Source organism: Pantoea sp. RG18 (assembly GCF_025910075.1).
In the GTDB taxonomy this organism is placed as follows: domain Bacteria; phylum Pseudomonadota; class Gammaproteobacteria; order Enterobacterales; family Enterobacteriaceae; genus Pantoea; species Pantoea agglomerans.
Genome location: NZ_JAPCIL010000008.1, coordinates 38,426 through 56,903, shown reverse-complemented (window position 1 = coordinate 56,903; position 18,478 = coordinate 38,426). Strand labels below are relative to the sequence as shown.

At 58.4% G+C, this 18,478-nt stretch carries 13 protein-coding genes; 9 read left to right on the top strand and 4 right to left on the bottom strand.

Features of this window, described 5'->3' with window-relative positions:
- Window positions 1-17 precede the first annotated feature (17 nt).
- The 6 genes from hrpB (at window position 18) to fhuB (ending at window position 11,246) form a co-directional block, all read left to right on the top strand.
- Window positions 18-2,501, top strand: a complete 2,484-nt coding sequence (gene hrpB, locus OK409_RS10825) for an ATP-dependent helicase HrpB (protein WP_182504674.1) — start codon at window positions 18-20, stop codon at window positions 2,499-2,501.
- Between the two features lie 98 nt (window positions 2,502-2,599).
- A complete protein-coding gene (mrcB, locus tag OK409_RS10820; protein ID WP_010671853.1) occupies window positions 2,600-5,140 on the top strand; it encodes a bifunctional glycosyl transferase/transpeptidase in 2,541 nt (846 codons plus the stop codon).
- Window positions 5,141-5,339: 199 nt separating this feature from the next.
- Window positions 5,340-7,544, top strand: coding sequence for a ferrichrome porin FhuA (gene fhuA, locus OK409_RS10815; protein ID WP_033756618.1), 2,205 nt, complete (start codon window positions 5,340-5,342; stop codon window positions 7,542-7,544).
- 39 nt (window positions 7,545-7,583) lie between these two features.
- Complete coding sequence (gene fhuC / locus OK409_RS10810) at window positions 7,584-8,378, top strand: Fe3+-hydroxamate ABC transporter ATP-binding protein FhuC (RefSeq protein WP_264367046.1); 795 nt, start codon at window positions 7,584-7,586, stop codon at window positions 8,376-8,378.
- 10 nt (window positions 8,379-8,388) lie between these two features.
- On the top strand, window positions 8,389-9,267 hold the full coding sequence (gene fhuD / locus OK409_RS10805) for a Fe(3+)-hydroxamate ABC transporter substrate-binding protein FhuD (protein WP_033756620.1): 879 nt from the start codon (window positions 8,389-8,391) through the stop codon (window positions 9,265-9,267).
- Window positions 9,267-11,246: a Fe(3+)-hydroxamate ABC transporter permease FhuB gene (fhuB, locus tag OK409_RS10800; RefSeq protein ID WP_191921867.1), complete on the top strand. Its 1,980-nt coding sequence runs from the start codon at window positions 9,267-9,269 to the stop codon at window positions 11,244-11,246. The genes fhuD and fhuB overlap by 1 nt, the downstream gene beginning before the upstream one ends.
- Before the next feature lie 277 nt (window positions 11,247-11,523).
- Here fhuB and hemL read toward each other — a convergent pair whose 3' ends face one another.
- Window positions 11,524-12,804, bottom strand: a complete 1,281-nt coding sequence (gene hemL, locus OK409_RS10795) for a glutamate-1-semialdehyde 2,1-aminomutase (RefSeq protein WP_010254062.1) — start codon at window positions 12,802-12,804, stop codon at window positions 11,524-11,526.
- A gap of 203 nt (window positions 12,805-13,007) precedes the next feature.
- Between hemL and erpA the strand changes: the two genes are divergently transcribed.
- Window positions 13,008-13,355 carry an iron-sulfur cluster insertion protein ErpA gene (gene erpA / locus OK409_RS10790; protein ID WP_010254064.1) on the top strand — a complete coding sequence of 116 codons (348 nt, stop codon included), beginning with the start codon at window positions 13,008-13,010 and terminating at the stop codon, window positions 13,353-13,355.
- A gap of 30 nt (window positions 13,356-13,385) precedes the next feature.
- Here erpA and OK409_RS10785 read toward each other — a convergent pair whose 3' ends face one another.
- The 3 genes from OK409_RS10785 to mtnN form a co-directional block, all read right to left on the bottom strand.
- A complete protein-coding gene (locus OK409_RS10785) occupies window positions 13,386-13,637 on the bottom strand; it encodes a hypothetical protein (protein ID WP_010254068.1) in 252 nt (83 codons plus the stop codon).
- Between the two features lie 123 nt (window positions 13,638-13,760).
- Window positions 13,761-14,555 carry a vitamin B12 ABC transporter substrate-binding protein BtuF gene (gene btuF / locus OK409_RS10780; RefSeq protein ID WP_010671857.1) on the bottom strand — a complete coding sequence of 265 codons (795 nt, stop codon included), beginning with the start codon at window positions 14,553-14,555 and terminating at the stop codon, window positions 13,761-13,763.
- Window positions 14,548-15,246: a 5'-methylthioadenosine/S-adenosylhomocysteine nucleosidase gene (gene mtnN, locus OK409_RS10775; protein WP_010254075.1), complete on the bottom strand. Its 699-nt coding sequence runs from the start codon at window positions 15,244-15,246 to the stop codon at window positions 14,548-14,550. Before mtnN ends, btuF begins: the two co-directional genes overlap by 8 nt.
- A 92-nt stretch (window positions 15,247-15,338) precedes the next feature.
- On the opposite strand from mtnN, the gene dgt reads away from it, so the two are divergent.
- The gene (gene dgt, locus OK409_RS10770; RefSeq protein WP_010254077.1) at window positions 15,339-16,829 is read left to right on the top strand and encodes a dGTPase; all 1,491 of its coding nucleotides are present in this window, start codon (window positions 15,339-15,341) and stop codon (window positions 16,827-16,829) included.
- 133 nt (window positions 16,830-16,962) lie between these two features.
- A complete protein-coding gene (degP, locus tag OK409_RS10765; protein ID WP_010671858.1) occupies window positions 16,963-18,408 on the top strand; it encodes a serine endoprotease DegP in 1,446 nt (481 codons plus the stop codon).
- Window positions 18,409-18,478 lie beyond the last annotated feature (70 nt).

The window sequence follows — 18,478 nt, the reverse complement described above, 5'->3', positions numbered from 1 at the left end:
CACGGATGGATGCTACAATGCGCGCCATCTTAGCACAGGCAGAAGCGGAGTTTGCTGTGAGCGATTTACCGGTCAGCGCGGTGCTGCCTGACATCCTGGCGGCGCTGAGTGACGCCCCACAAATCCTGCTGGCCGCACCAACCGGCGCGGGCAAATCGACCTGGCTGCCGCTGCAGTTGTTACAGCAGGCGGCGCTGCCAGGACGGATCATCATGCTGGAGCCACGTCGGCTGGCGGCGCGTAATGTGGCGCAGCGGCTGGCGGAGCAACTCGGCGAGCAGCCGGGTGGCACGGTGGGATTCCGGATGCGTGGCGAAAGCTGCGTCGGGCCACAGACCCGGCTGGAAGTGGTGACCGAAGGCATGCTCACGCGCATGCTTCAGCACGACCCGATGCTGGAAGGCGTGTCGCTGGTGATCCTCGATGAATTTCACGAGCGCAGCCTGCAGGCCGATCTGGCGCTGGCGCTGCTGCTTGATGTACAGCAGGGGCTGCGCGACGATCTTAAAATCATGCTGATGTCCGCCACGCTGGACAATGCCCGGCTGGCGGCGCTGCTGCCGGATGCGCCACTGATCGTCTCAGAAGGGCGCAGCTATCCGGTTGAGCGACGTTACGCGTCACTGAATCAGAATGTGCGTTTTGAAGAGGCGGTCGCGCGTGAAGTCGCCCAGCTGCTGCGGGATGAGAGCGGTTCGCTGCTGCTGTTTCTGCCGGGTGTGGCGGAGATCGAACGGGTGAAGCGCGAGCTGGAATCACGCATCAGTGACGACGTTGATCTGACGCCGCTCTATGGCGCACTACCGCTGGCGGCGCAGCGCCGGGCAATTCTGCCTGCCGCCGACGGCCGCCGCAAAGTGGTGCTTGCCACCAATATCGCCGAAACCAGCCTGACCATTGAGGGGATTCGGCTGGTGGTCGACAGTGCGCTGGAACGCAGCGCACTGTTTGACGCCCGCAGCGGCGTGACGCGTCTGCAGACCCAGCGAATCAGCCAGGCATCGATGATCCAGCGAGCGGGTCGCGCCGGGCGACTGATGCCGGGGCTCTGCCTGCATCTGGTGCCGCAGGAGCAGGCATCACGAGCGGCGGCGCAGAGTGAACCGGAAATCGTTAACAGCGATCTCTCGTCACTGTGGCTGGATCTGCTGCAGTGGGGCTGTACCCAGCCGCAACAGCTGCAGTGGCTGGATCAGCCGCCCGCCAGAAATCTGGATGCGGCGCAGCAGCAGCTGACCCGACTGGGAGCACTGGACAACAACGGCCTGCTCAACACGCTGGGACGGCGCATGGCGCAGCTGGGATGCGATCCCCGACTCGCCGCCATACTGTGTGCCGCAGGCGATGAGCCGGATGCGGTCGCCAGCGCCGCGCTGCTGGTGGCGATTCTGGAAGATCCTCCCCGCAGCGGCAGCGCCGACCTGCGTGATGCGCTGCATCGGCCGCAGGCGCAATGGCAGCGGCGGGCGCAGCAGTGGCAGCAGCGGCTTAAAATCCGTGGCGGGCGCATCGATGAAGATCGTTTCGCCGGATTGCTGGCGGTGGGCTTTGGCGATCGGCTGGCGCGGCGACGCGATCAGAGCGGTCGCTATCAGCTGGCCAACGGGCTGGGCGCCAGACTCGATGAGCAGGATGGCCTGACGCGTAATGAGTGGCTGATTGCGCCTGCTCTGTTGCAGGGCAGTGCCACACCGGATGCCCGGATGTTGCTGGCACTGCCGGTCGATATTGAAACGCTGTGCCAGCAGCAGCCCGCCCTGATTGAGCGCCGGACCGAAGTAGAGTGGGACGAAGAGAAAGGCACGCTGCGTGCGTTCAGACGTGAGCAGATTGGCGCGCTGATACTGAAAACCCAGCCGATGGCGCGCCCGGAACCGGAGGTGCTGCACGCGGCCATGCTGCGCTGGATCGTCGAAAAAGGTCTGTCGGTACTGGGCTGGACACCGGAGGCCGAACAGCTGCGTCTGCGAATCCAGTGTGCGGCCCGGTGGCTGCCGGAAGAGAGCTGGCCCGCGACCGACGATGACACCCTGCTTGAGAGCCTGTCGCAGTGGCTGTTGCCGCAGATGTCAGCGGTACGCGATCTCCGCAGCCTGCAGGCGGTGAACCTGACTACGGCACTCTTACATTTACTCACATGGTCACAACGTCAGCGGCTGGATACTGTGCTGCCAACTCATTACACTGTGCCCACCGGAAGCCGGCTGCCAATCCGCTACGATGCGGAGAAGCCGCCCGCGCTGGCGGTAAGGATTCAGGAGATGTTTGGCGAAGCGCAGAATCCCACCGTGGCGGAAGGACGCATTCCGCTGGTGCTGGAGCTGTTATCGCCCGCCCAGCGGCCGTTGCAGATCACCCGCGATCTGGCGGCGTTCTGGCGCGGTGCCTGGCCGGAGGTCAGGAAAGAGATGAAGGGACGTTATCCTAAACATCCCTGGCCCGAGGATCCGGCCACCGCCTTGCCAACAAGGCGAACCAAAAAAATGTCCCCGCAGGGTTGAGTCCGCTGGATCGAATTCAGAGGGTTCTGCCATGCGGCACGCGAGAAAGCAGTTAGAGTAGCGGCGCTGCCGTAAGCACTGCCTGGAGAAGAAAAGTAATGTCTGGGAACGATCGCGAACCAATAGGGCGCAAAGGTAAACCGTTGCCGCCGCGCAGCAGTGCGGGCCGGGGACGACGCAGGGATATCGAACAGGATATCGATCAGGACGATTTTAATGATGACGAGGAGGAAGCGCCGGTGCCACGTAAAGGTAAAGGTGGAAAACCGCCGCGCGGCAAACGCCGTTGGCTGGGATGGGTAATCAAACTGTTCCTGGTGTTTGTGGTGGTCATGGCCGCGTGGGGCATCTACCTCGACTCGGAAATTCGCAGCCGGATTGACGGTAAAGTGTGGCAACTGCCCGCCACCGTCTATGGCCGCATGGTCAGCCTGGAACCCGGCATGGCCTACAACAAAAGTGAAATGGTGGCGCTGCTGGAAGGTACTCAGTATCGCGAAGTCTCCCGTATTACCCGCCCTGGCGAGTTTTCGGTGAAGGGCAACACCATCGATCTGCTGCGTCGCCCGTTTGATTTCCCCGACAGTAAAGAGGGGCAGATCCACGCGCGCATGAGCTTCAGTAAAGATGAGCTGAGCGAGATTAAAAACCTCGAAACCGGTCGTGATTTTGGCTTTTTCCGCCTCGATCCGCGCCTGATCACCATGCTGCAGTCGCCGAACGGTGAACAGCGACTCTTCGTACCGCGCGCCGGTTTCCCGGACCTGCTGGTCGATACGCTGATCGCCACCGAAGATCGCCATTTCTATGAGCATGATGGCATCAGCCCTTACTCCATTGGCCGCGCCTTCCTGGCGAACATCACGGCCGGGAAAGCGGTGCAGGGCGGCAGTACGCTGACGCAGCAGCTGGTGAAGAACCTGTTCCTCACCAACGAGCGTTCGCTGTGGCGTAAAGCGCGTGAAGCCTACATGGCGGTGATCATGGATGCGCGCTACAGCAAAGATCGCATCCTGGAGCTCTACCTGAACGAGGTCTATCTCGGTCAGGCTGGCAGCGATCAGATCCGCGGTTTCCCGCTGGCCAGCCTCTACTACTTTGGCCGTCCGGTTGATGAGCTGAGTCTGGATCAGCAGGCGATGCTGGTCGGCATGGTGAAAGGCGCGTCGCTCTATAATCCGTGGCGTAACCCGAAACTGGCGCTGGAACGACGCAACCTCGTGCTGCGCCTGTTGCAGCAGCAGAAAGTGATCGACCAGGAGCTGTATGACATGCTGTCGGCCCGTCCGCTGGGCGTGCAGCCGAAAGGCGGCGTGATTACGCCGCAGCCGGCCTTTATGCAGATGGTGCGTAACGAGCTTCAGGCGAAACTGGGCGACAAGGTGAAAGATCTCTCCGGGGTGAAAATCTTCACCACGCTGGATCCTGTGTCGCAGGATGCGGCCGAAAAGGCGGTGATCGATGGCATTCCGACGCTGAAAAAACAGCGTGGTCTGAAAGATCTGGAAACCGCGATGGTGGTGGTTGACCGTTTCAGCGGCGAAGTCCGCGCTATGGTCGGCGGTGCCGATCCACAGTATGCCGGTTACAACCGTGCGCTGCAGGCACGCCGCTCTATCGGCTCACTGGCGAAACCGGCGACTTACCTGACCGCGCTGAGTCAGCCAAACAGCTACCGGCTGAACAGCTGGATCGCCGATGAACCGATTGCGCTGAAACAGCCAAACGGCAGCATCTGGAAACCGATGAACGACGATCGTCGCTTCAGCGGCAAAGTGATGCTGGTGGATGCGCTGACCAACTCAATGAACGTGCCGACCGTAAACCTCGGCATGACGCTGGGGCTGGATGCGGTGGTGGATACCTGGAACAAGCTGGGCGTGCCGAAAGAGCAGCTGCATCCGGTGCCATCGATGCTGCTGGGTGCCTTAAACCTGACGCCGGTTGAAGTGGCTCAGGCGTTCCAGTCGATTGCCAGCGGCGGCAACCGCGCGTCGCTGTCAGCGGTGCGTTCGGTGATTGCGGAAGATGGCAGCGTGCTCTATCAGAGCTATCCGCAGGCGCAGCGTGTTGAGCCGGCGCAGGCCGCTTATCTGACGCTCTACACCATGCAACAGGTAGCTGACCACGGTACCGCCCGTGCGCTGGGCGCGCGTTTCCCGAATGCGCATCTGGCGGGCAAAACCGGTACTACCAACGATCTGGTGGACAGCTGGTTTGCCGGTATTGATGGCAAAGAAGTGGCGATCACCTGGGTGGGACGCGATAACAACCAGCCGACCAAACTCTATGGTGCCAGCGGCGCGATGCAGCTCTACCGTCGCTACCTGGACATTCAGGCCCCGATGCCGTTACAGCTGACGCCGCCGGAAGATGTGTCGCTGATGAATGTGGATTCTGCCGGTAACTTTGTCTGCGGCACAGGCAGCAGTACCTGGCGTTCTCTGCCGGTGTGGGCGCTGGATCCGAATGCGCTGTGTCAGCAACAGCAGCAGCAGGTTCAGCAGCAACAACAGCTCTTCGATCAGCAGCAACAACAACAGCAGCAGCAGCAGCCGCAACAACCGGCCCAGCAACAGCAGGAGCAGAAAGATAGCGACGGCGTAGCAGGGTGGATAAAAGATATGTTTGGCAAATAAATCAGTCAGACAGGTTAAAAAGGGCGCTTCGGCGCCCTTTTTTTGTTCCTGATCAATACGCGTCAATCGGCCTGCAAACGGCGTCACTACTGGGATTTCTTCTTGCAGTGCCTGCTGAATTTCGCATATTATCTAAGCGTTATAATAATCATTATCGTTTCGATTCGCCTGCCTGAGCCTATTGTTAAGAGACACTTTTATGAATGCGCGAACGACTTTTTCTGACAACACCAAAAAAACATTTTCCCGACCGCTTCTGGGCATCATGATCTCACTGAGCCTGAGCTCCTCTCTTTACGCCGCGCAGACGGAGACGATGGTCGTCTCGGCTGATGGTGGCAGCGGCGTCGAGGCGGAAAGCGCCTGGGGACCAGCACCCACCGTGGCAGCGAAACGCAGCGCCACCGGGACCAAAACTGATACCCCCATTGAAAAAAATCCGCAGTCCATCTCCGTGGTCACCCGTGAAGAGATGGAGATGCGTAACGTAACCAGCGTGAAAGGGGCGTTTAACTACACGCCTGGCGTGCTGACCGGTAACCGGGGCAGCTCAGACGTGATTGATGCGCTGTCGATTCGCGGTTTCAGCGAAACCAACACCAATCAGTATCTGGATGGTCTGAAACTGCAGGGTGATAACTACTCTGAGTTTGCCATCGATCCTTACTTCCTGGAACGCGCTGAACTGCTGCGCGGCCCGGTTTCGGTGCTCTACGGTAAGAGCAATCCCGGCGGCGTGGTCTCGCTGGTGAGTAAGCGTCCGACCCAGGAAACGCTGCGCGAAGTGCAGTTCCAGATGGGCAACGACAACCTCTTCTCGACCGGCTTTGACTTTGGCGGCGCGCTGGACGACGACGGCGTCTACAGCTATCGCCTGACCGGCCAGGCGCGCAGTCAGGATGCGCAGCAGGCGATGAACAAAGAGAAGCGCTACACCATCGCACCGGCTTTCAGCTGGCGTCCCGACGATCGCACCCGCATTGACCTGCTGACCTATTTCCAGAACGAGCCAGAAACCGGTTATTACGGCTGGCTGCCGCGTCAGGGCACGGTGGTACCGATCACCCGCGCCGATGGCAGCCAGTACAAACTGCCAACCAACTTTGATGAAGGCGAGCAGAGCAACAAGATTTCACGCAACACCAAAATGGTCGGTTATAACGCCGAGCACAGCTTTAACGACACCTGGACGCTGCGCCAGAACCTGCGTTATGCCGACCTGCGCACCGATTACCGCAGCATTTATGGCAATGGTTTCCTGCCGGCGACTCAGGAAATCACGCGCGGTTCGGCGGTTTCAGAAGAGAAACTCAACCAACTGGCGGTCGATACCCAGGCGCAGGCGAAATTCGCCACCGGCCAGGTTGATCATACGCTGCTGCTGGGCGTGGACTTCCAGCGTACCCGCAATGATATCGATGCACAGTTTGGCACTGCCTCCAGCCTGAATGCGGTTAATCCGCAATATGGCGATAACAGCGTAACGCCATTTGCCGATCCCTATCAGCATCTCAACAAACAGCGTCAGACCGGCCTCTATGCTCAGGACCAGATGGAGTGGAACCGCTGGGTGCTGACGCTGGGTGGCCGCTACGACTATGCCATGAACTCGGTTTACGATCGGGTAGCGGATAGCGTTGATCGCCAGAACGATCAGGCCTTTACCTGGCGCGGCGGCCTGAACTATGTGTTTGATAATGGCATCGCGCCTTACTTCAGCTACAGCGAAGCCTTTATTCCGAATGCAGGTTCGACCTATGAGGGTCAGGCATTTGATCCGTCACGTGCTAAGCAGTATGAAGCGGGCGTGAAGTATGTGCCGAAAGATCGTCCGGTGGTGCTCACCGCCGCGCTTTATCAGCTGACCAAAACCAAGAACCTGACTGCCGATCCCGATCCAAACAGAGCTTTTTTCAGCGTTCAGAGCGGTGAAATCCGGTCACGGGGCGTAGAGCTGGAAGCTAAAGCGGCGCTGAATGCCAACGTTAACCTGACGGCGTCCTACACCTACACCGATGCGGAATATACCGAAGACACCCAGCTCAAAGGCAAAACACCGGTGCAGGTGCCGAAACATATGGCCTCACTGTGGAGCGACTACACCTTCCACGAAACCGCTTTGTCAGGCGTGACGATCGGCGCGGGTGTGCGTTATGTCGGTGAGAGTCAGGGCCTTTACAGCACTGGCACTGAGCAGAACCAGAACTTTAAAGTTGCCGGTTACACCACGGTGGATGCGGCGCTGAAATATGATCTGGGTCGTTTCGGTTTGCCGGGTTCGACTGTGGGCGTCAACGTCAACAATCTGTTTGACCGCGACTACGTCGCCAGCTGCTATCGTGAATACGCCTGCTACTGGGGTGCGGAGCGCCAGATTGTCGGCACCGCGACCTTCAGATTCTGATTTAACCGGGCGCTTCGGCGCCCGTTCACAGGGATAACCATGCCGCATCCGCACGCAGAAGAGGCGACCTTTACGCTGAAAAATGCCAGTTTTGAAGTGCCGGGCCGGACGCTCCTTCAGCCACTGTCGCTGACCTTTCCGCCGGGAAAAGTGACCGGGCTGATCGGTCACAACGGCTCGGGCAAATCAACACTGTTAAAAATGCTGGGTCGTCACCACGCGGCCAGCAGCGGAGAGGTGCTGTTGAATCAGCAGCCCGTCGGACGCTGGAACAGCAAAGCCTTTGCCCGTCAGGTAGCCTATCTGCCGCAGCAGTTACCGGCAGCCGAAGGGATGACGGTGCGTGAACTGGTGGCGATTGGCCGCTATCCCTGGCACGGCGCGCTGGGGCGCTTTGGTCAGGAAGATCGCCATCGGGTTGAGGATGCGATTGCCCAGGTCGGACTTAACGCATTTGCCGGACGGCTGGTAGATAGCCTGTCGGGCGGCGAGCGTCAGCGCGCCTGGCTGGCGATGATGGTGGCGCAGAACAGCCGCTGTCTGCTGCTGGATGAACCGACGTCGGCACTGGATATTGCCCATCAGGTTGAGGTGCTGGCGCTGATAAAAGCGCTGAGCCAGCAGCGCGGCTTAACCGTGATTGCGGTGCTGCACGATATCAATATGGCAGCACGCTACTGCGATCATCTGGTGGCGCTGCGTCAGGGCGCGATGATTGCCGAAGGAGACGCAGAGGCGATTATGCAGGCTGAGGTGCTCGGTGCGATTTATGGCATTCCGATGGGCATTTTACCGCACCCGCAGGGCGGCGCGCCGGTCAGTTTTGTCTGTTAAGGAGAGGATGATGCCCGATCTTAATCGCCGCCGACTGATGCTGGCGCTGGCAGTCTCTCCGCTGTTTTGTGCGCTTCCCCTGCGTGCCGCCAGGCCAAATCCGGGTCGGATTATTGCACTGGAGTGGTTACCCACCGAACTGCTGATAGCATTAGGCGTCACGCCCTGGGGCGTGGCCGATCTGCACAACTACAACATCTGGGTAGGGGAGCCGCCGCTGCCTGAAGGCGTGATCGATGTAGGTCTGCGCACTGAACCCAATCTTGAGCTGATGGCGCAAATGCAGCCGTCGCTGATCCTCTGCTCCAACGGCTACGGCCCGCCTAAAGAGAAACTGACGCGCATCGCGCCCATTATGGGCTTCGACCTCCACAGCGGCGACGGGAAACCTCTCACTGCCGCGCGCGCATCGCTGCGTCAGCTGGCGGCGCGCCTTGGATTAAGCGCGCGAGCGGAACAGCATTTGCGCGAGGTCGATGATCAGCTGGCGGCGGCGCGCCAGCGGCTGGCTCCCTATGCCGGACGCACTATCCTGCTGATGTCGCTGCTCGACAGTCGTCACGCCATTACCTTCGGCAAAAACAGTCTGTTTCTGGAAGTGATGACTCTGCTGGGCCTGAAAAATGGCTGGCAGGGCGAAACAAATTTCTGGGGCAGCGCGGTGATCGGCATTGAAAAGCTGGCGCAGGTCGGGGATGTGGATGTCATCTGTTTTGATCATGATAACGATGCGGAGATGCAGCAACTGATGCGCAGCCCGCTATGGCAGTCGCTGCCGTTTGTACGCACCGGACGCTTTCAGCGCGTCCCGGCCGTCTGGTATTACGGTGCGACGCTCTCGGCGCTGCACTTTGTTCGCGTGCTGGAACGCGCGCTGGAGACGCACTGATGCGCCATGCTCTGTTTCCCGCAGGCCTCCTCAGCCTGCTGTTTCTGCTAGCGCTCAGCCTGACGCTGGTCAATCTGCATCAGGCGTTGCCACAGGCTGAATGGTGGCAGGCACTCTGGTCACCGGCGGTCGATAGCCTGCCGCAGATGGTGTTTCACCACAGCCTGCTGCCGCGTATCGTGCTGGCGCTGCTGGTGGGGAGTGGACTGGGGTTAGCCGGTCTGCTGTTTCAGCAGATATTGCGTAATCCGCTGGCGGAGCCAACCACGCTGGGCGTCTCTTCCGGCGCACAGCTGGGCATTACCGTGGCGACGCTGTGGCATCTGCCGGGCGGGGCGCTGACACAGCAGTTTGCCGCGCTCAGTGGCGCGCTGCTGGTGGGCGCGCTGGTGTTTGGTGTGGCCTGGGGCAAACGTCTGTCGCCGGTAACGCTGATTCTGGCCGGGCTGGTGCTGAGCCTCTACAGCGGCGCGGTGAATCAAATCTTCGCTATCTTCAATCACGATCAGCTGCAGAACATGTTTCTGTGGAGCACTGGCGCGCTGAATCAGATGAGCTGGGAAAATGTGCAGCAACTCTGGCCGCGCCTGCTGCTGGCGTTTGTGCTGGCGCTGGCGCTGCTGCGTCCGCTGACGCTGATGGGGCTGGATGATGGCGTAGCGAAAAACCTTGGCCTTGCGCTCTCCGTGGCGCGTGTCGGTGGCCTCGGGCTGGCGATCCTGCTCAGCGCACAGCTGGTCAACGTCGCCGGTATCATCGGCTTTATCGGGCTGTTTGCGCCGCTGCTGGCGAAGATGCTGGGTGGACGACGGCTCATCACCCGGATGCTGCTGGCTCCGCTGACTGGCGCGCTGCTGCTGTGGCTGGCGGACAGTTGCGTGTTGTGGCTCAGCACTCACTGGCGCGATATCCCGACCGGCACCGCCACGGCGCTGCTCGGCGTACCGATTCTGCTGTGGCTGCTGCCGCGACTGCGCACCGGTTCGGTGCCGCCCGCGCTGAATCAGGGTGATAAGGTGCCCGTCGAGCGACAGAACCTGCTGCGCTGGGCGCTGACGGGACTTGCCATCCTGGCACTGCTGGGGTGGGGCGGTCTGGCGTTTGGGCGAGATGCGCAGGGCTGGGTCTGGTCAGCGGGTGAGATGCTGCAATCGCTGCTGCCGTGGCGCGCACCGCGCGTGCTGGCCGCGCTGGTGACCGGCCTGATGCTGGGCGTGGCGGGGAGTCTGATTCAGCGGCTGACCGGCAATCCCATGGCCAGTCCGGAAGTGCTGGGCATCAGTTCGGGTGCCGCTTTTGGCGTGGTGATGATGATGTTCTTTGTGCCGGGCGATGCGCTGGCCTGGCTGCTGCCCGCCGGTGCGCTGGGCGCGGCGCTGACGTTGCTGGTGATCATGGCGGTAGCCAGTCGGGGCGGCTTTTCGCCGGAACGAATGCTGCTGGCGGGCATGGCGCTTAACAGCGCCTTTGTCACCCTGCTGATGCTACTGCTGGCGAGTGGCGATCCGCGTATGGGCGGGCTGCTGAGCTGGATCTCCGGCTCGACCTATAACATCAGCGGCACTCAGGCGATTCAGAGCGCAATCTGCGCACTGGTGCTGGTGTCGCTGGCACCGCTGGCCAGTCGCTGGCTGACATTGCTGCCGCTGGGAAGCGCTACCGCACGCTCGGCCGGTATGGCGTTGACGCCTGCGCGGCTGAGTCTGCTGCTGCTGGCGGCCGCGCTGACCGCCAGCGCGACACTGACTATCGGCCCGCTGAGTTTTGTCGGACTAATGGCGCCCCATATGGCGCGCATGCTGGGATTCCGGCGGGCGTTGCCGCAACTGCTGCTGTCAGGATTACTGGGGGCGGGATTGATGGTGCTGGCTGACTGGTGCGGACGAATGCTGGCATTCCCGGATCAGATCCCAGCCGGGCTGATGGCGACCTTTTTAGGCGCGCCTTACTTTATCTGGCTGCTGCGGCGTTCAGGTTAAGAGGAAAAAGCAGGCTGGTTTCAGACGCCGGCCAGATCCAAAGTAGGGTGAATCTGACAACAACGAAGAAGCTCAATGCGCAGGAAATTGGGTCAGAGGAGGAAAGCGTCCCGCGCCAGGGACGGCGCGGGCCGAGCGAGTCAAGGATGACGGCTTTCGCGCCTTTCCGATCTGACCCTGTTTCCTGTGCGTGCACCCTCTCACAACAGAGCGGGGCAAGCCTCATCAATAACAAAAGACCAACTGCTGCCGGTCTTCATCTTTAACGCTGCCGCAATTACAGCTTCGCGAAACAACGACGCGCGGCGTCGACAGTGCGCTGAATATCCTCTTCGCTGTGCGCCAGCGACATAAAGCCCGCTTCATAGGCTGAAGGCGCAAAGTAAACGCCCTCTTCAAGCATCAGGTGGAAGAAGGTTTTAAAGCGCTCCACATCGCAGCGGGTCACATCGGCGTAACAGGTCACACTGTCAGCATCGGTGAAGAACAGGCCGAACATCCCGCCAACATGGTTAATCACCAGCGGGATATTTTGCTGTTGTGCTGCTTCGCGCAGACCCTCTGCCAGCTTGCGGGTCAGGGCATCCAGCTTCTCATGGGTGCCCGGCTGCGCGATCTGCGTCAGGCAGGCGAAACCCGCCGCCATGGCGATTGGGTTACCAGAGAGCGTTCCCGCCTGATAAACCGGACCGGTCGGGGCCAGCGCTGCCATCACTTCGCGACGGCCACCGAACGCACCGACGGGCATTCCGCCACCAATGATTTTCCCAAGGCAGGTCAAATCAGGGCGCACATTGTAATGAGCCTGCGCGCCACCCAGCGCGACACGGAAACCGGTCATCACTTCATCGATAATCAGCAGTGCGCCGAACTCATCACACAGTGAACGCAGACCCGGCAGGAACTCTGGCTGCGGTGGGATGCAGTTCATGTTGCCAGCCACCGGCTCAACGATGATGGCCGCAATCGACTCGGGATATTGCTCAAAAGCGCTGCGCACTGAGTCGAGATCGTTAAAGGTGCAGGTCAGGGTATGTTTAGCGAAATCGGCCGGTACGCCCGGCGAGTTCGGCTGACCCAGTGTTAACGCACCGGAGCCGGCTTTCACCAGCAGATGATCGGCGTGGCCGTGGTAGCAGCCTTCAAACTTGATGATTTTATCGCGGCCGGTAAAGCCACGCGCCAGACGGATAGCGCTCATAGTCGCTTCGGTGCCGGAGTTGACCATCCGCACCATCTCCATGCTCGGCACCAGCTCACACACCAGCTGTGCCATGGTCACTTCCATTTCGGTCGGTGCGCCAAAACTTAAGCCGCGCTGTGCCGCTTCAATCACGGCGTTACGGATCGCCGCGTTGTTATGACCCAGCACCATCGGACCCCATGAGCCGACATAGTCGATATAGGCTTTGCCGTCAGCGTCATAGAGATAAGCGCCATCAGCGTGTTCAATAAACAGCGGAACGCCGCCCACACCGGTAAATGCGCGTACTGGCGAGTTTACCCCACCCGGGATCAAGCGTTGTGCCTCGGCAAACAGTTGTTCGGACTTACTCATTTTCGGCTCCAGCGGTTCAGAAAAATATTGCGCCATTCTACGGAAGAGGGGCAGCAGACGAAAGGTGGATTCACCCCCTGTGCCCTTAACAGGAGTAAAAGCGGCACAGAGTGCGAAGGGCAGAGCTTGATTGCGCTGAGGTGCTGGCTGATAATAGCGTAATTAAGGTCGTTTTCTGACCTGGGCGTTTACCGGAGTAAAACATGAGTGATGAAGTAGTAGCACTGCCGTTGCAGTTTACCGACGCCGCAGCCACCAAGGTGAAGAACCTGATTGCCGACGAAGAGAACCCGGCGCTGAAACTTCGCGTCTATATCACCGGTGGCGGTTGCAGTGGTTTCCAGTACGGCTTCACCTTTGATGACCAGATGAATGATGGCGACATGACGATTGAAAAGCAGGGCGTCTCACTGGTGGTTGATCCGATGAGCCTGCAATATCTGGTGGGCGGTTCAGTGGATTACACGGAAGGTCTGGAAGGCTCACGCTTTATCGTGACCAACCCGAATGCCAAAACCACCTGTGGCTGTGGCTCTTCCTTCAGTATCTGATAATGCAGGCCGTCATACAGACGGCCTCGTTTACCATTCTATTGTGACCAGCCGGTTACTTTGCTTCACACTTCCCTGCGATTGAATCTGGCCGTTTGTGACGCGCGGCTGCGCACTTGCCTGTCTGCCGCAGTTGATCTGCGGCGCGGGCTGGCCGTTAGCCGTGTTGATTTCACAGCGTGAATAGATGACAAGTCTGGCGCCAATAGAGCCATTTATCGATCCTGCAAAGGCAGAACCGGCGATCGACAGCCCTATGGCCAGCAGCAGTGCTCTGGTCATATAAGGTTCCTGGTGTTTTAAAAAAGCGCCGGAGCGCTAAAAGGACGGCGAGCATACGTGGCGCGTTCGTCTCTGGTATTGATCAACGGCAAAAATCGCAGTGACTTTAATCAATTCGCCGATTTATTCATCGGGATGCAGGGCCGCACAGAGTTGCTGCGCGGCCAGCAGCAGTCGCGGGCCTGGCCGGCTAAGCCAGTCCTCGTTGATGGCAATCACCGGTACATCCAGCTGCGGTCGCCAGAACACCCGGATGTTTTCCGCCTGCTGCGCACTGCCACCCGTCACAACGGCCTGAGGATGGCGCATCAGCACCTGCTCACGGCTGACCTGCGGCCAGCTGACGCGGCTGTCAGCAAAGATGTTCCTGCCACCACATAACGTAATAATTTCATTCTGCAGCGTGGCTCTGGCGGCGGTAAACAGGGGCTGCTGACCAAATTGCAAAAAAAGCGGAACCGCAGTCAGATGAGCATAGCGCTGACGCAGCGCGGCTTCCTGCTGACGTAACTGGCGGGCAGCGCGAGTTGCCTGCTCCGGTCTGGGACTCCAGTGGCCCAGATCGGCCAGCGCCGTGAACATCTCATCCAGCGTCAGCGGATCAATCCATTTAACCGGCACGCCGAGCTGCTGTAGCTGGTCAATCTGCCGCTGCGGATTACCGCCTCGCCAGGCTAATACCAGATCCGGCTTAAGCTGCAGAATACGTTCAGCCTTGATGCCCTGCCAGTTTGCGACCTGCTCAATCTGTTTGGCCTGCGGCGGATAGTCGGACCAGGCGCTGACCGCAATCGGGGTAATCCCGGCAGCAAAGGCGAGTTCGGTAAGGTGAGGGGAGAGGGTAATCACGCGTGGCGGGGAAGCCAGCAGGCTGCCGCTCAACAGCAGCAGCCAGCAGAGGAGTAGCGTTTTAGCCACGCGCCAGATGCGCCAGCAGGTTCTCCACCATCAGCGAAGATTGCTTCGCCGCAACGCTTAAGAACTCATCAAAGCTGAGATGAGATTGCTTATCGGCCACGTCGGAAATGGCGCGGACTACCACAAAAGGCACCTGGAACTGATGACAGACATGGCCGATAGCGGTGGCTTCCATCTCAACGGCAATCGCCTGCGGGAACAGATTACGAATGCGCGCCAGCGGTTCGGCACCATTGATAAAGGCATCACCGCTGACCACCAGACCGCGTACGGCATTCAGATCCAGCTGCTGAATACAGGCTTCTGCAGCGGCGATAAGCTTGCTGTCTGCCACAAACGCGGCCGGACAACCCGCCATCTGACCCGGCTCATAACCAAAAGCGGTGACGTCAGCATCGTGATAACGCACTTCTTCTGACACCACGATATCACCGACGCTGAGCGACGGCGCTAAACCGCCAGCCGAACCGGTGTTGATCACCACATCCGGCTTGCAGAGCTGCAGCAGCAGCGTGGTACCCAGCGCGGCAGAGGTTTTACCAATGCCCGATTTCAGCAGAGCCACCTCAACGCCCTGCAGGGTGCCGGTATAAATTTCACAACCCGCCAGCGACAGCGTTTGACGGTTTTCAATTTTGTCGCGCAGCAGTGTGACTTCCTGCTCCATCGCGCCAATAATGCCTGCTTTCATAGTGAGTTCCGCTAATGTAAAGAATCAAAATTTAGGGCATAGTCTACCATGGCATTCAGGGGATTAATTCACGAAAAAATAAGGGGTAATCCATGTCAGCGATCAATTTCAGGAAGAAGATCAGCTTCTCGCGCCCTTATAACAGCCGCAAGGAACCGGAAGGCGAATATTACATTACGCGCCATTTTGAGAGCGATCGCGGACGGATTATAAACTCCGCCGCAATCCGGCGTTTGCAGCAAAAAACGCAGGTGTTTCCGCTGGAGCGTAACGCTGCCGTTCGTTCCCGCCTGACGCATTCGCTGGAGGTGCAGCAGACCGGGCGTTACATCACCAAAGAGATCCTGCAAACCCTGAAGATGCAGGGCGGGCTGGCGCAGTATGGTCTTGATGAGCTGGAAGGCGCGTTTGAAAGTCTGATTGAGATGGCCTGTCTGATGCATGATGTCGGTAATCCACCTTTTGGCCATTTTGGCGAGGCGGCGATTAACGACTGGTTTGAAGAGAACCTCTCTGCCGAGCTGGTGGATCCGCTGGTGGCCGGCGTGGAAGGAGAAGCACAGCGTAAAGCCTTTGATCAACTCAACGCCATGATCCGCCAGGATCTCTGTCACTTTGAAGGCAATGCGCAGGCGATCCGGATGGTGCATACGCTGCTGCAACTGAATCTCAGTTATTCTCAGGTCGCCTGCATCCTGAAATATACCGCGCCTGCCTGGTGGCAGGGGGAAAAGCCCGCCGAATTTAGCGTACTCATGAAGAAGCCTGGGTTTTATCTCTCTGAGCAGGATTATATTGCCGACCTGCGTGCTGCCACCAATATGGAAGAACACCACCGTTTTCCGCTGACTTATATAATGGAAGCTGCGGATGATATCTCCTATTGTATTGCCGATTTGGACGACGCTGTAGAAAAAGATATCTTTAATGTTGAAAGTTTGTATGAGTTTCTCAATAAAGCCTGGGGGCCGGTTAAAAATAATGACGCTTTCAGCCGGACTATTGGCGAAGCCTGGCGTGAAGCCTGCAGTAAAAAACGCCGAAGCCGCAGCGATCAATTTTTTATGTCACTCCGCGTAAACGTTCAGAGCGTGCTGGTAAGCTATGCGGTGAAACGTTTTGTTGATAATCTTCCTGCTATATTCGATGGAAGTTTTAACCATGCGCTACTGGAAGATGAGGGTGAAGAGGGCCGCTTACTGCAATTGTTTAAAACCGTTGCGCGCCAGCAGGTCTTTAATCATTCTGAAGTAGAGCAGCTGGAGTTGCAGGGTTACCGGGTGATTAAAGGGCTGCTGGAGATCTATCAGCCGCTGATGCGCCTTAATTACGAAGCCTTTACCACGCTGATAAATGAAGATTTCCTCCGTCAGCATCCGATCGAAACCCGGCTTTTTCATAAGCTCTCGGGTAAACACCGTAAAGCCTATTTGCATAAGATGCGTAATCTGGTTGTAGAACATAAATATCAGCGTCTGTTGTGGGAACGTTATTATCGCTTCCGGCTCATTCAGGATTATATCAGTGGTATGACCGATCTCTATGCCTGGGATGAGTACCGGCGACTGATGGCGGTAGAATAAGCCGCCAATTGTAAAGAGCGCGAATAAATTTTTACTTTTGCCTTAAACTTTTAAAGGAACTTCGCGCTAAAACATTTATCTCACTTTCGACCACAGCAATGGTCTGAACAGTAATCTTATTGAGAAACGAAAAATGAAAAAAAAGACCTTAATGTTAAGTGCGCTGGCGTTGAGCCTGAGCATGGCGCTCGCCCCTGTTACTGTTTCTGCTGCGCAAACGGCCTCTTCCGATAGCCTGCAACAGCCAAGTCTGGCACCGATGCTGGAGAAGGTGATGCCGTCTGTGGTCAGTATCAGCGTCGAGGGGACCACCACGGTGAAAACCCCGCGTATGCCGCAGCAATTTCAGCAATTCTTTGGCGACAATTCGCCATTCTGCCAGGATGGTTCCCCGTTCCAGGGTTCACCGATGTGCCAGAACGGCGACGGTGCAGGCGGTAACGGCGGCGCGCCAGTGCCTGATACCCAGCAGGAAAAATTCCGTGCTCTGGGATCGGGTGTCATCATTAACGCTGACAAAGGCTATGTGGTAACTAATAACCACGTCGTGAATAATGCCACCAAAATTCAGGTACAGCTCAGCGACGGTCGTCGCTATGACGCCAAAGTCATCGGTAAAGATCCCAGCTCTGACATTGCCCTGATTCAGCTGCAGGAAGCCAAAAATCTTACCGCAGTCAAAATCGCTGACTCTGACAACCTGCGCGTCGGCGATTATACCGTGGCGATCGGCAACCCTTATGGTCTGGGTGAAACGGTCACCTCAGGTATCGTCTCCGCGCTGGGACGCAGTGGCCTGAACGTGGAAAACTACGAAAACTTTATCCAGACAGATGCGGCCATTAACCGGGGCAACTCCGGTGGTGCGCTGGTTAACCTCAACGGTGAACTGATCGGGATTAACACCGCCATTCTGGCGCCCGATGGCGGCAACATCGGTATCGGCTTTGCTATCCCCAGCAACATGGTGAAAAACCTGACGGCACAGATGGTCGAGTTTGGTCAGGTGAAACGCGGCGAGCTGGGCGTGCAGGGGACTGAGCTGAACTCTGAGCTGGCAAAAGCGATGAAGGTCGACGCACAACGTGGTGCCTTTGTCAGCCAGGTGCTGCCAGACTCAGCGGCCGCCAAAGCCGGTATTAAGGCGGGTGACGTCATTGTCTCGATGAACGGTAAACCGCTGAGCAGCTTTGCTTCGCTGCGTGCGGAAGTGGGCTCACTGCCGGTTGGCACCACCCTGAAACTGGGGCTGCTGCGTGACGGCAAACCGGTCGATGTCTCTGTTAAGTTGCAGCAGAGCAGCCAGTCAAAAGTGCAGTCCGCGACCATCTACACTGGCATTGAAGGCGCCGATCTCAGCAATATCGAAGCGGGTACCAAAGGTGTCCGGGTTGATAACGTGAAACCGGGCAGTGCTGCGGCGCGTATCGGCCTGAAAAAGGGCGATGTGATCCAGGGCGTTAACCAGCAGGTAGTGACCAACCTGGGTGAGCTGCGCAAAGTTCTCGACAGCAAGCCGTCCGTTCTGGCGCTGAATGTAAAACGCGGCGACAGCAGTATCTATCTGCTGATGCAGTAAGAGAACAGCAACGGATGAAGAGGCGGACTGCGGTCCGCCTTTTTTATGTCCACTTTCTGCCTCATCAGAG

Coding starts and splice junctions, on each gene's coding strand:
- hrpB (WP_182504674.1), top strand. CDS start 18: ATGCGCGCCATCTTAGCACAGGCAGAAGCGGAGTTTGCTGTGAGCGAT.
- mrcB (WP_010671853.1), top strand. CDS start 2,600: ATGTCTGGGAACGATCGCGAACCAATAGGGCGCAAAGGTAAACCGTTG.
- fhuA (WP_033756618.1), top strand. CDS start 5,340: ATGAATGCGCGAACGACTTTTTCTGACAACACCAAAAAAACATTTTCC.
- fhuC (WP_264367046.1), top strand. CDS start 7,584: ATGCCGCATCCGCACGCAGAAGAGGCGACCTTTACGCTGAAAAATGCC.
- fhuD (WP_033756620.1), top strand. CDS start 8,389: ATGCCCGATCTTAATCGCCGCCGACTGATGCTGGCGCTGGCAGTCTCT.
- fhuB (WP_191921867.1), top strand. CDS start 9,267: ATGCGCCATGCTCTGTTTCCCGCAGGCCTCCTCAGCCTGCTGTTTCTG.
- hemL (WP_010254062.1), bottom strand. CDS start 12,804: ATGAGTAAGTCCGAACAACTGTTTGCCGAGGCACAACGCTTGATCCCG.
- erpA (WP_010254064.1), top strand. CDS start 13,008: ATGAGTGATGAAGTAGTAGCACTGCCGTTGCAGTTTACCGACGCCGCA.
- OK409_RS10785 (WP_010254068.1), bottom strand. CDS start 13,637: ATGACCAGAGCACTGCTGCTGGCCATAGGGCTGTCGATCGCCGGTTCT.
- mtnN (WP_010254075.1), bottom strand. CDS start 15,246: ATGAAAGCAGGCATTATTGGCGCGATGGAGCAGGAAGTCACACTGCTG.
- dgt (WP_010254077.1), top strand. CDS start 15,339: ATGTCAGCGATCAATTTCAGGAAGAAGATCAGCTTCTCGCGCCCTTAT.
- degP (WP_010671858.1), top strand. CDS start 16,963: ATGAAAAAAAAGACCTTAATGTTAAGTGCGCTGGCGTTGAGCCTGAGC.